The sequence below is a fragment of the uncultured Paraglaciecola sp. genome (assembly GCF_943787955.1).
GTDB lineage: Bacteria > Pseudomonadota > Gammaproteobacteria > Enterobacterales > Alteromonadaceae > Paraglaciecola.
Map to the genome: position 1 here is coordinate 484,383 of NZ_CALSOK010000002.1, position 13,014 is coordinate 497,396.

Annotated in this window: 11 protein-coding genes; 4 read left to right on the forward strand and 7 right to left on the reverse strand. The window is 42.0% G+C overall.

Translation table 11 applies throughout. The features are described from left to right. The first annotated feature begins 44 nt into the window (after positions 1-44). The 3 genes from Q0Y52_RS02830 to msrB all read left to right on the forward strand — a co-directional run bounded on the left by Q0Y52_RS02830 (position 45) and on the right by msrB (position 3,984). Positions 45-1,931, forward strand: a complete 1,887-nt coding sequence (locus Q0Y52_RS02830) for a hydantoinase B/oxoprolinase family protein (protein WP_297817705.1) — start codon at positions 45-47, stop codon at positions 1,929-1,931. Positions 1,932-1,964: 33 nt separating this feature from the next. Continuing rightward, on the forward strand, positions 1,965-3,182 hold the full coding sequence (locus tag Q0Y52_RS02835; protein ID WP_297817708.1) for an Nramp family divalent metal transporter: 1,218 nt from the start codon (positions 1,965-1,967) through the stop codon (positions 3,180-3,182). Positions 3,183-3,411: 229 nt separating this feature from the next. Continuing rightward, positions 3,412-3,984, forward strand: a complete 573-nt coding sequence (gene msrB, locus Q0Y52_RS02840; protein WP_297817711.1) for a peptide-methionine (R)-S-oxide reductase MsrB — start codon at positions 3,412-3,414, stop codon at positions 3,982-3,984. A 440-nt stretch (positions 3,985-4,424) separates the two neighbouring features. Here the strand turns inward: msrB and Q0Y52_RS02845 are convergent, their stop codons facing one another. The 5 genes from Q0Y52_RS02845 to Q0Y52_RS02865 form a co-directional block, all read right to left on the reverse strand. Further along, on the reverse strand, positions 4,425-6,251 hold the full coding sequence (locus tag Q0Y52_RS02845; RefSeq protein WP_297817714.1) for a M2 family metallopeptidase: 1,827 nt from the start codon (positions 6,249-6,251) through the stop codon (positions 4,425-4,427). Positions 6,252-6,863: 612 nt separating this feature from the next. Beyond that, complete coding sequence (locus Q0Y52_RS02850) at positions 6,864-8,054, reverse strand: IS4 family transposase (protein WP_297817716.1); 1,191 nt, start codon at positions 8,052-8,054, stop codon at positions 6,864-6,866. Between the two features lie 258 nt (positions 8,055-8,312). Then, positions 8,313-9,200 (reverse strand): phytanoyl-CoA dioxygenase family protein, encoded by an 888-nt coding sequence (locus Q0Y52_RS02855; protein WP_297817719.1) that lies wholly within the window; start codon positions 9,198-9,200, stop codon positions 8,313-8,315. Further along, positions 9,190-9,903, reverse strand: a complete 714-nt coding sequence (locus Q0Y52_RS02860) for an acyltransferase (protein WP_297817722.1) — start codon at positions 9,901-9,903, stop codon at positions 9,190-9,192. The genes Q0Y52_RS02855 and Q0Y52_RS02860 overlap by 11 nt, the downstream gene beginning before the upstream one ends. After that, complete coding sequence (locus tag Q0Y52_RS02865; protein ID WP_297817725.1) at positions 9,900-11,150, reverse strand: glycosyltransferase family 4 protein; 1,251 nt, start codon at positions 11,148-11,150, stop codon at positions 9,900-9,902. The genes Q0Y52_RS02860 and Q0Y52_RS02865 overlap by 4 nt, the downstream gene beginning before the upstream one ends. Positions 11,151-11,361: 211 nt before the next feature. Between Q0Y52_RS02865 and Q0Y52_RS02870 the strand changes: the two genes are divergently transcribed. Beyond that, positions 11,362-11,541 (forward strand): hypothetical protein, encoded by a 180-nt coding sequence (locus Q0Y52_RS02870; protein ID WP_297817728.1) that lies wholly within the window; start codon positions 11,362-11,364, stop codon positions 11,539-11,541. Between the two features lie 322 nt (positions 11,542-11,863). On the opposite strand, the gene Q0Y52_RS02875 is transcribed toward Q0Y52_RS02870, so the two are convergent. Then, complete coding sequence (locus Q0Y52_RS02875; RefSeq protein WP_297817730.1) at positions 11,864-12,361, reverse strand: hypothetical protein; 498 nt, start codon at positions 12,359-12,361, stop codon at positions 11,864-11,866. A gap of 25 nt (positions 12,362-12,386) precedes the next feature. Next, positions 12,387-12,719 carry an acyltransferase family protein gene (locus Q0Y52_RS19375; protein WP_366939229.1) on the reverse strand — a complete coding sequence of 111 codons (333 nt, stop codon included), beginning with the start codon at positions 12,717-12,719 and terminating at the stop codon, positions 12,387-12,389. Positions 12,720-13,014: the final 295 nt, after the last annotated feature.

Consider the following 13,014-nt stretch of genomic DNA (forward strand, 5'->3'; position numbering starts at 1 on the left):
AGTTTGGTTTCAGTGGGACCGCCTCCGGTGCCGACAAACCCATAGTGATTGATACCTTAATTGTTGCATCCTATGGCGGCGCTGAAAAAGTGGTAGAAGCCACACACTCACTGGCCAAAGACTTATCAATCAAAATACACAGTGTTAGACAAATTTATACTCAGGGTCAATGGTTAGAAGCGCAGGTCATACACTTATCATCGCTGACATTTGGCCATGAAGTATTAGGCCCAGCGATAATAGTTGAACCAACCGGCACCATCATTGTTGAAAATAACTGGCGAGCAAAAGTGAATGTCAATGGGCATTTGGTGCTTCACTTTGAACCACTTAAAACAGCCTTACGTTCAGATCAGATTATAGAAGAAAGCGCCCAAACCAAGGCAGATCCTGTCACCTTAGAATTATTTAACAGTGCTTTTATGAGTATCGCCCAGCAAATGGGCATAGTGTTACGTAATACCTCTCAGTCGGTCAATGTGAAAGAACGATTGGACTTTTCCTGCGCCATTTTTGACGCCACTGGCAACTTAATTGCTAACGCTCCACATGTGCCAGTGCACTTAGGCTCGATGGATGCCAGTGTTAAAGTGATTATCCATGGTACACAATCTATTAATTCAGGTGATGTGTTTGTACAAAACAACCCATATAACGGTGGCTCCCATCTCCCCGACATTACGGTTATTACCCCTGTATTTGACGCGGCTAATACTCACATTTTATTTTATGTGGCCAGCCGCGCCCATCATGAAGACGTAGGCGGTATTGCACCGGGCTCCATGTCTTCTTTAGCGACTGACATTCATCAAGAAGGCATCCTACTCGACAGTGTGAAACTGGTTGAACAAGGGCAATTTCAAACCGCTAATATCGAAAACTTATTTTCTTCAGGTGATTATCCTGCAAGAAATGTCGCACAAAACATGGCTGATTTAATGGCGCAAACGGCGGCCAATAAAACAGGTGTGAATGAACTACTAAAACTAGTCGACCAACACGGACTTAAAACCGTGTATGCCTACATGCAACATATCCAAGACAGCGCAAAAACATCAGTGCAAAAAGTGCTAGCTAGATTAGAAGATGGAGAGTTTAGCTATCCGCTAGAATCCAGTTCAACCATAAAGGTCAAAATTAGCATTGATAAGATTAATTTGCGGGCATGTATTGATTTTACTGGCACCAGCGCACAACAAAACAACAATCTGAATGCACCCAAAGCTATTACCCAAGCCGCTGTGATGTATGTGTTTAGATGTTTAGTGAACGATGATGTCCCCCTTAACGCTGGCTGTATGCAAGCACTGGACATTATTGTGCCCCAGGGCTCGTTGCTTAATCCGCGATTCCCTGCTGCAGTGGTAGCGGGTAATGTTGAAACCAGCCAAGCAGTGACCAATGCTTTATTTGCTGCCTTAGGTATGTTGGGTTCAAGTCAAGGCACTATGAATAACCTCACCTTTGGAAATCAACGTTATCAGTATTACGAAACCATCTGTTCTGGCAGCCCAGCGGGAGTCGACGCTCAAGGCAATGGTTTTAATGGTGTAGCCGCAGTGCATACCCATATGACGAACACACGTATGACCGACCCCGAAATTTTAGAGCAGCGATATCCAGTGATGCTCAAGGAATTTGTTATTGATCGTGATTCAGGTGGTAAAGGCAAATGGCATGCCGGTGATGGTATTACGCGCACGATTACTTTTTTAGAAGACATGCAATGCTCTATTTTGTCAGGACATCGAATCTCCCCGCCCTATGGCCTAAGAGGCGGTGAAGCCGGAAGGATTGGGCGTAATTGGTTAACTAAAGCCAACGGTGAGCAACAAGAACTCGCCGGATGTGACTTTACGACAGTGGCAGACGGAGACAGTATCTCTATTCAATCACCCACAGGAGGCGGGTTTGGAAAAGCTAATGAATGATGTAACCCAGTATCTCAGAGTCAGTGAAAACCTATGTTAAAACGTATTAAAAACATCGGCCCAGGTGCCTTAATCGCGGCTGCCTTTATTGGTCCAGGCACCGTTACTGCTTGCACCTTAGCTGGCGCAAATTATGGCTACACTCTGCTATGGGCTTTACTTTTTGCTACTGTTGCCACTATTGTTTTGCAAGAAATGTCAGCTCGGTTAGGCTTAGTCACTCAACAAGGTCTAGGCGAAACATTACGTATTATGCTGAGTCAGTCTATCTGGAAATGGCCGTTGTTTGGCTTAATTATGGTGGCCTTGTATCTGGGAAATGCTGCATACGAAGCGGGTAACTTATCAGGTGCGGCATTAGGAATTGAAGCATTAACAGACCAGAGCCAATCTGTTTATCGTATCTCTGTATTACTTATTTCACTTTTAGCCGGTATTTTATTGTGGCGCGGATCATATAAACACATTGAACGTATATTACTGATGTTAGTGGCACTTATGGCACTCGCCTTCATAGGTACTTTTATCTCAGTAGGACCAGACCTAGGTGCTATTTTTAATGGGCTCAGCTCACCCAAAATCCCAGACGGTAGCCTATTAACCGTGATCGCACTGATTGGCACAACAGTCGTACCCTACAACCTTTTTTTGCACGCATCGGCGGTAAAAGCCAAGTGGTCATCGGTTAACGATTTAAATCACGCTAGAGCAGACACCGCCACCACGATTGGGTTAGGTGGGGTAATTACCATATTGATAGCCTCCACGGCCGCTGCCAGCATTTTTGGTAGCGGGTTAAATATATCTGGGGCGGGAGACATGGCAACCCAACTAGAACCACTGTTCGGTTCATTTGCAAAAACCATGTTAGGCGTAGGTTTCTTTGCAGCGGGTCTAAGCAGTTCAATCACCGCGCCTTTAGCGACCGCCTATGCCATGACGGAAATATTAGGGATCAAAGGCGGCACTTCATCACGAATCTTCAAGCTGATTGCCCTTAGTGTGATTTTAAGTGGTGCAGGATTGGCTTTAACGGATATCAAACCCATTAGCATTATTTTAGCCGCGCAATTTTCTAATGGATTATTGTTGCCTATTATTGCAATATTTTTACTGGTGGTAATGAACCAGAAGAAACAATTAGGTCAATATGTCAATAAATGGTTAGGCAATACGCTGGGAGGTATTGTGGTGATTATCACCGCAGGCTTAGGCATTCGGCTGATAATGAACGCAACGGGGATACTTTAATCCTGTTTCACGAATCCGAAGTTGAGCGCTATAAGTAATCATTAACTTCATGCTTTATTGGTCATGAGTGGCGTAGTTTATGACATAGATAACGAAGCCACGGATGAAAACACATCCAAAGCATAACTATCTTAAAATAGACGCGGTCTCTTTTATTTTTACTCTTATCTAGAAATAAATACCGTAATTGACGGTCTAGTTATACATAATTTATAAAAAGAGGCATCTTATGAACCGCAGAAAATTTATCACGTCAACTATTGCAGTGACCGCAAGCCTGGGATTAGGCAGCACCATGTTTTCGGCTTTTAGTGAGCCCGCATTTAAAAAAAGTAGAACTGCACTCGCAATAGAGCAACAATGGCGCAAGTTTCTACCTAAAAGCTACAGTGGCAGCTTAGTGTTGACACCTCTGAAACTGAGTAAACAAGAATGGCAACAGCGACTTAGTTCGGCTGCTTTTAGAGTGCTTCGAGAAGAACAAACGGAGCGCCCTGGATCTTCCATCTTAAATGAACAGCATGGTAAGGGCATATATGCCTGTGAAGGTTGTGATTTGCCGTTATTTACGTCAGCGATGAAGTTTGAAAGCGGCACAGGATGGCCCAGTTTTACTACCCATATCCCTGGGCATTTAGCGACCAAAAAAGATTATAAAATGATTTGGCCACGCACCGAGTATCATTGTATCCGCTGTGGTGGACATCAGGGCCATGTGTTCAATGATGGTCCTAAACCCACCGGTCAACGCTGGTGCAATAACGGCGTGGCACTGAAGTTTGTAGCGATGAACCCCAGCTAAGTATAATTGATTGAACTAAAACTAGGTTTTTACAAGCGAATACCGTGGCATTAGCTTATTGAAAACGTTACCCGAACGATACTAAAATGAACAGTGTCGGTAAATAAACCCTTTAAACATTGCAAAAATGATGTTCGGGTCATCTACATGTTACTGACGTAAAACCGGTCACGTGATTAATCAAACACCACGCACCGATCATCGGTAAGTGGGGCAATTAGTCTATCATAAAGCTATGAACTTATTAATATTACTTAAGATAGGGGGATATTTATATTTTCTTAGAAATATGATGAGGTGGATATAAACAGTGCTGCTGAGAACTATTTATATCCTCAAGGTGAGGTTTAATGCTATCTCATCGAGATGAGGTAGCATTAATGAGTATGGTTAGCTGCAAATAATCAGCAATTTAATTTTTGTATCTGGCTATGAACAGCTTACCACCCACACTGACGGTCAGCGTTTTGCTCATCTAACCACACTTTCAGAGGGGCAAAATACGCCTCAATAGTGGATGCATCCATATCTCGGCCACCCGTCATTGTTTGCATAGCCTCTTGCCAAGGCTGACTCTTACCCATTTCAAGCATGTCATTTAAGGCTGTTCCGGCCTCTTTACTGCCCACAATTGAACAGCGATGCAATGGCTCTTCACTGCCAGCAATATCGCACAATGCTTTATGAAATTGGAATTGTAGGATATGTGCTAAAAAATAGCGTGTGTAAGACACGTTGGCCGGTACATGATATTTAGCACCGGGATCAAAAGCATCAGCATCTCTGCTCACAGGTGCAGCTACACCCTGATAGGTTTCACGCAGTTCCCACCACAATTCGTTGTATTTATCTGGCGTGATGTCCCCTGCTAAAACCTGCCAGCGCCATTGATCAACCATTAAGCCAAAAGGAATAAACGCAATTTTATCAAGCGCTACTTTTAATAACATACCTATGTCGTTTGACGCGTCAGGAATGTCATCGATTAATCCGAGTCCTTTTAAATACGTAGGAGTCATCGACAAAGCAATAGTGTCACCAATCGCTTCGTGGAAACCGCTATTGGCAGAGCCACGATAAAGAATGGGGAGGTCTTTATATGCCCGTTGATAATAATTATGACCTAACTCGTGGTGAATAACGTTAAATTCTTCACCGGTAATTTGAATACACATCTTAATACGCAAATCTTCTTTACTGTCTATGTTCCAGGCAGATGCGTGACATTGCACATCGCGGCCGGGTGGCTTTTGAAACATTGAACGTTCCCAGAACGTTTCGGGCAATGATGTAAAACCTAAGGATGAGAAAAACGCTTCCGCTTCTTTGACCATTCTAATTTCATCATAGCCTTGGTCAGCCATTGCTTTTGTCACATCAGGGACATTCATTTCTTGTTCTGGTTTCACAATGTCGTAAATATTACCCCAGCTTTGTGCCCACATATTTCCTAAAAGATGTGCCGGTATAGGCTGGTCTAACGGCACAGTCTCTTCACCATAATGCTCAGATAACTCAGCTCGTACATGGCATTGCAAGGCTGCATAAAAAGGTTTTACCTGGCCCCAAAGTCGGTCCAATTCTTTTGGGAATTCAGCGGCGGGCATGTCATATTTAGCGCGCCATAGTTCAGAAGTATTTACAAAACCTAGCTCTTTAGCACCTTCATTCGCAATCAGCACTTGCTCCGCATAAACGTCTTTCATGGGCTTTGAAATTTCGCGCCACCCTTGCCAATATTCTTGCAGTAATTCAGGATCACGACTTGTTGCCATTTCAGCGCTCATTTGCACTAAAGACAAACAAGTCCCATCTTCTCTACAATACTCACCCGCTCCATAAATGCTGGTCATTTGGGAACCAATGGCAGCCAGTCGTTCGGCTTTTGCAGGATCTGCAGGTGGTGCTATTTCAAGCGAGGCTTTTAAGAGCTCTAATTGACGTCTAGTATCCGCGCCTACTTCTATATCATTAAATTTGGCTGCTGCAACGGCATACCGAGCGCTCAAAACCGATGTTTGCTCGTTAAAATATGCGTTGACTTTGCCAGTATCGAAATTGATGTAGGTTGCATAAGCCCATGAAGCATGAGCTGCAGGTGTTTCTATCTTTTCCATTTCACTGGCATATTGCTCTAAAAATTCATTTGCGTCTGCAGCCGTTAAGGTCACAGCGCTGGTAGCTGTATCAAGCTTGTTTGCCGGCGCGCAAGCAACGCAAGCAGCCAAAACGGCTACAGATAGTAGGGTTTGTTTTATTATTTGCATTATTTTCCCTGTCGTTTTTTATAGTCATTAGATATTAACAAAACAGAAAGGACAATCAATGAAACCCTACTTGGTAAGCGTCGCATTGATGGTTTCTGTTACTAACAATTTCCCAGTCATTGTTGAACAAAGACTGCAAATGGGTCAAGTCATTTGATCATTAAAACTATTCAAAAAACCTTAAAGATATTGATGTGTTCTGAATTTAAAGCAGTGGAATTAAAGATTGCATAGGCAATGTAAATAATAGTTTTCTCGCCAATCTGCGAGATTTTAAGAGAAGTTAAAATTGATATTGCTCAAATTAGATATCAGGTAATATTTGTCGTTAAACAACCGCTAGCAAGTGATACCGATGAACTCAATCAGCGATCTAGCACATGTTTTTTTGTCGAAATGTCCATACGTTTCAATCTTGCAAAAACCCTGACCGTGGGCAGTAATTTAAAAGAGCTGAGCGTTGCATTGACCGTTTGATCTCACAGCCATAATTGGTCATTGGGCACCTTTGATTGTTACTTTGGCTATATGCCCTTAGCGGACGTAAAGAAATAGACAGAACTGACTATAAGACTTAAGTTAACCCTGACCCTGAGGGATCCCCACGAATATTCAATCATTAGAATTGCCTGCAATCATAGTTCTGAGATTTAATACCGCTGTTTCAAATTGCTCGCAGAGCAATTTGAAACGCTTATCTACGAAGCCCCGCAATCCTAAATAGTGAAACGATAATACTCGTCTAACCTTAACTGTGTTTGCTTGATAACGACGGTGCAAACCGCCCATGAACATGGCCAAACCTATAATGTTAGCTAGAATACTGGCAAGTGTGGCGATGAGGATAAGTACTGCAATGCGGTGTACACATCGGCTTTTATGATGTTCAAACCCCAACCCAAATAAGCTACTTTTGATATCTCTAAACTCTTCTTCAATTTGCATGCGCAGCCGATAAATAGCGACTATCTTTTTACCTAAACTCTTGGTTCGAGGAAGTGAAGTAGCAATCAACCAAGGGTCTGTAGCGCCTCTTGCATGGTCCTTTGAACACTTAGATTGTCGGGTAAGGTTGTGTCGCGTTAAACTATGTCGCCCTTTGTTTTTGCCTTTAAATAACACCAAGGTGCATGCTAAAGGTTGGCTGCGACAAATATGGCTAGTAAACCCTATAGGTTGACTGGTAGCTCGTTTATATAGCTCAGAGGTATGCTCCCAGTCTTCTTTCTGATTAACATACATCATTGGCTTTCGGACTCTTCCTGCAAAGTCCCACCCCAGAGCAATGACTTCTCTAAACCAGGTCGTTTTATAGCCTGCATCTGTCACAATTATCGGTTTAACATCGTCATCGATAATTGTATTTAACTTTGCTAAGAACGCCTTATGTGTACACCGTTTCTCTTTCGTGTTCATACCATGAACTTCTTGATAAATAGCTACTCCTCGACCATTAAAAGCCACTGAAGCCCTTAGCAAAAAGCAGCCTTTATGTGTATCTAAATCCGACCAGTCAATCAGAATAATAGGACGTAACGAAGCATTCGCATATTGCGTGTAGATTGCTTGATAGATAGGTAATTGTTCGTTAATAATATGTTTATTAGATAACAATCGGTCGGCTTGTTTGATGCGATGCTTTTCATATGCTGAAGATGATATGCCGCGTCCTATACCAGTTACAGTGGCTTTGGCTCCATTTAGCAAACTGCTCACACAGCTGGTTAATGACGCACGTCTAACTTTATGCATTTTAGGCGTGACAGTTGTAAGGAACTTCTTCAAAATAACAATTGCATTCATGGTATTTACCGGTTAGAGATGTTTGGCGATTGATCTGATCACCAAATACCGTGAATGTTCCAAACTCTTTTAAAATTACTTACCGTTTATTTCGTGGGGATACCTCAGACCCTGACCCCAGTTTTACAAAGATAAATGGATTGAGAATACCGTGCGGTGCGTCAGCAACAGGCACAGGTGAATCCAGCGGTGTACTAATGAAGAATGAAAGTGACTTTAGCGACAACCAAAATAACTGACGACCTAATTGAGTTAAACTTAACCGATAAGCTTGGTCTTAACCCGCCGTACAAACTGACCGCAGTCTTGGCTAAATAAGCGCAAGGTCAGTGCTGATGAGGTCATTTTATGCAACAGCGGGTAACGCTGCTGTGGTATTGGACCTTCGTTGAAATAACGTTGATCGCCAAAACCTAAAATACGCTCTTGCTCTTTGGTTAAGTCTTTTAAAAACGCGGCGTTAAGCAACAGTGGGGCATAACGGTCGTATTCAACGTCAGTCGCTTGAATAGGCGCTGATGGGTCGTGAAAGTTATACAAAATTGCTCTGCGCGGATCTAACACTGGAGAGTTTTGACGGTGAATACCCGATGTATCAAAGATAAACATGCTGCCCGCTTTGGCCATAACATGATTAACCTTCATTCCCATGGCTTCGACCTGCTCCATATTCCAATGATCTGGCTTAAGCTTTTGGCTGTGCGACTTTTCGACATAACAAAACTCACCGGACTCAACATCAGTTAGGTAAACTCCAAGTTTAAGCTGTGATGGTGGCTCGGCGCATTTATCAACGTCATACCAACCATCGTTATGATAACCGTGGAAATTACGATTAGTCTTAATGGTTTCCCAGCCACGAGCTTCGGTCATTTGAAAGCCATCACCAATATATTCTCGAAATACCGACATTAAATCGTCGTTTAATACCGGATATAAAAATGCTGGCGACAGAGTGAGCAAGTCTTCAATCAATAAGCGCCATTTTTCATTTTGTTGGTAACCGCTCCAAGTATTAAACTGGGGGTGAGCCAATTGACGCTCAAAGGTTTGTTGCATTTGACTGAGCACTTCGGCTGGCAATTGATTTTCGAGTAGCACAATGCCTTTTTCGTCGAGTTCCTGTTTAAGCTGTTTAACGTTCACTGTCGTCCTCCCTTAATTGTCTGATCACCTTGGCAGGGATACCACCAGCCAATACATTAGGGGGTAAATCTTTGGTTACTACACTGCCACTGGCGACCACGGTGCCTTTACCGATACGCACTCCAGACATAACATTCACACCGGTGGCTAACCACACATCATTTTCTAAAATAATGTCGCCCACCTGATGGTCGTCTTCTGGCTCACCGGCGGCGCGGCGTTTGGCGTCGAGTGGATGTCCGGGGTAACCGGCCAAGGTACTGCGACCTGCCAAACGGACGTTGTCACCGATGATCACCCGGCTGCCCACCGAAATACCAGTTTGCCAACCGATATCACAGTTTTTGCCAATTTTAAGCAATGGAGTGGTTTTGGCCGCTGAACGACCTGAAAATGTCGTCGCACCCGAGATGCGACTGTCTTCGTCAATTTCAATATCTAGCTTACCCATGATCATTGGCATACCACCATACAGCAGCAATTGCTTGGGGATTTGCTTGAGTTGGCTCTTAAACATTGGGGTGTAATAAAATATCCGTACCAGTTCATGCCAAATGGTTTTTATATTTTGGTGTATATGCCACACCACCCGATATAACCAAAGCATATTGGGGCCATTAAAATACATAATCGCCTTGCCAATACGAAATAGTTTTTGTGCTATAGGATTATCGCTGTTCTTGAGTTTGTTCTTTAAACTCATTGACGAGTCGCTCCGTGTTGAATCAATTTCCCTGATTTGTCAGACTCGCTACAGTTAAAAGATGATTTTGAGAACAAGTCTTGATAGTGATCAAAAGTTTTACTGACCATGGTATTTAGAGAAAAATTTTCCAATGCGTATTGACGGCCATTAATACCCATTTGTCGGCGTTTCTTGTCGTCTTGCAATAAAGTACGCAGCGCTTGTTCGAGTTTGTCTTGGTTACCAGGAGTGACTAATAAACCTGAATGGTCGTGGCGGATAACCTCAGGAATACCACCAATGTTATTGGCAATAACTGGTACACCTGAAGCGCTGGCTTCAGCGGCGATATAACCAAAGGCTTCTGTCCAAAGTGATGGCATTAACAGCACTTCGGTAATACGCAAAATTTCGTTAACGTCAGAGCGGCGGCCAACATAATGGACATAATCTTTAAATGGCGTGTCGGCGCAGTATTGTTCAACATCTGCACGGGCTGGGCCATCACCGATGATCACAAAATGACATTTAATTTGTTCGCTTAACATTTTGTACATTACCTTCATGCACATTCGAATGCCTTTTTCTTCTATTAATTGGCCAACATAAATCACTATGGGACGGTCGTCGTTTACCCCGAGCAAGCCAGTTTTAATTCGGACTTTATCTTCATAGTTGGCCGCAGGATGAAAGCGATCGGTGTCGATACCGTTGTATAACAGTTTGACTTTTTTGCCAGCGACAGGGATATTGCCAATAATACGTCTTTTAACAAATTCTGAAACAGGTAGATATAAGTCAACGCAATAACTAAAACCTGAACGCTTGGTGTTGCGGAAGGCGCTTTTGATGAAATTGCCTGGGGCTTGTTCGATTAGATCGCCAGAGCTATGATCGGTGAACACAATTTTACCCTTCCAAAAGCATCTACACAGTAACAGCACAAAATCTGTGGGACCAGCAAAGTGGGTATGTAAAATATCAAACTTATTCGTTCGTAACAGGTTAACCAAATGCCATGGGGCATCGGCTTGTTTTTTGGTCATTTTAAGCACTTCACAACCTTCGTCGAGTAGTCGTTGGTGCAGTTCGTCTTGAATTGGATCGATAATGCAAATGACATAGTGCCAGTTGCGCTTTTTGGCTTCTTGGCACATGTGCCACAAATAGTCTTCGTAAGAACCTTTTTTGTTCGGACTAATTAATGCACAACAAAGAACACTTATTTTAGATTGATTATTTTGAGTACTCAGTTGACTGCTCACTTTTATTTAGTATATGCCTATATCAATGCCGCCTATATTTCAAGCAAAAACCATGCCTAAAGTTAATTGAAGACCTGTCTATAGTAATTCCCGCTGATGCTGTGCTTTATATGCAAATCTTACCGGCTAAATTTAGCCGCTTGTTTTATTTGCAAGGCAAATTGCGAATTCTTATTTTGCGACACATAATCAAACGTTGCAAAGGTATAAAATGGTTTTGAGTATAGGACAAATAAACGCCCATTTTTGTGCATCACTGATACTAAGACAGCTGGTTTTACCTGCGCTACCCAATCAAAACACCACCGGTGACCGTCGCAGTCATAATAGGTCATTGGGCACCTTTGATTGTTACTTTGGCAATAAGCCTTTAGTGGACGTAAAGAAATAGACAGAACTGACTATAAGACTTAAGTTAATCCTGACCTCAGTTTTAAAACGTTTATGAACAATGAGAATATTTAGTATGTGATGCTTATTCGGAGTTCAGGACAACTATACATTTTCACTAACTAAAATGTTTTCAATTTTAGTTTAGCTTGTAGCACAAAAGATATTCTTACGTTTTATCAACGGTTTTTCAATAAAATAAAAGGAAAAACAAGCAAAAAGAAACGTTAATATCAAATTGGTTGGCCAACTCGAATTCCACTTAGTCACCCATGAATTGAGGAATGGTTCCTGCCATAGATAAAGTGAATAGCTCATCCCGCCTAACCAAATAGCTGGCTTTGAATTAAGTACTTTAAACGAGAGCCCTTCACAAACAGACATGTAACGCAGTACATAATCGCTGCAGTTAAATTAATGTAGCTTTTTCCAATGGTGTAAAATAAACCATTGTCAATTTTATATAGTGCACTCGGTAAAATAATCATTGAGATGGGTACAAGAATAAAAAGCCATGAGCCACACCACTCAGGTAGTTTAAATCCTTCTTGGTATAAATATGCCAATAGGCAGCCTGTCGCTAAAGCATCCGCGGTAGCTTCAAATTGTCTAGTCTTTCCTGGTGGTGATACGTCAAATACATACCACATAATAAACCCAACGACGGGGATAATTAAGATCGCCGCGATAGCGATATTTTTGGCGCGTAACATGCCAACAAGACAGATCAAGCTAGGCAAAATTAAATAAAATTGCTCTTCTACTGCAAGTGACCAAGTATGATTTATTAACCACCACGACCTTTCTTCATGATAATTCATAGTATAGGTCGCCGCATGTAACAAATCACCAGAAAATAAGGATAACCCCCAACCTATCAGTCAATGCCATGCACAAAATATAAAAGTAAAAAGCAGGAAATAAACGTATGCTTCGGCGAATATAGAATTGTTTTAAATCAATACTCCCTGTGCGACTATTTTCTTGTAGTAGTAATAAAGTAATCAAAAAACCGGAAATAACAAAGAATATTTTAACTCCAAAATTACCAATTTTATGTAGAGGCAACAAAAATTCAGGAAAATTAACAGTACCCGCTAAGTGCCCTATACATACAAGAAAAATTGAAACAGCCCGAAGGCTGTCGAGCGAATGAATCCTTGCTGATTTTTTTAATATTTAAAGCAGTCAGCTCTTGCTTCCTTATTTTTTACAAATAGTGCCACGGAGACCGATAATGCAAGTAAGGTATAAAATGGCCATGTAAACCCTTGAGTCAGAAAGGTACCTGATACACAAAAGGTCAGCAGACCTGAAACGTTATCTTCAAATATAGCACGGACAATGCTCGGATAATTATTTTCGCTAAAATTAACAATTTTAAGGTGTTGTGTGAAGCTTTAGTCGTAATAGTCACCATGGTTAAAAGCACCCCCAAACCTAAAAATCTAGTCTCTCCTAAAACACCAAACAA

Coding starts and splice junctions, on each gene's coding strand:
- Q0Y52_RS02835 (WP_297817708.1), top strand. CDS start 1,965: ATGTTAAAACGTATTAAAAACATCGGCCCAGGTGCCTTAATCGCGGCT.
- msrB (WP_297817711.1), top strand. CDS start 3,412: ATGAACCGCAGAAAATTTATCACGTCAACTATTGCAGTGACCGCAAGC.
- Q0Y52_RS02845 (WP_297817714.1), bottom strand. CDS start 6,251: ATGCAAATAATAAAACAAACCCTACTATCTGTAGCCGTTTTGGCTGCT.
- Q0Y52_RS02850 (WP_297817716.1), bottom strand. CDS start 8,054: ATGAATGCAATTGTTATTTTGAAGAAGTTCCTTACAACTGTCACGCCT.
- Q0Y52_RS02860 (WP_297817722.1), bottom strand. CDS start 9,903: ATGAGTTTAAAGAACAAACTCAAGAACAGCGATAATCCTATAGCACAA.
- Q0Y52_RS02870 (WP_297817728.1), top strand. CDS start 11,362: ATGGTTTTGAGTATAGGACAAATAAACGCCCATTTTTGTGCATCACTG.
- Q0Y52_RS02875 (WP_297817730.1), bottom strand. CDS start 12,361: ATGAATTATCATGAAGAAAGGTCGTGGTGGTTAATAAATCATACTTGG.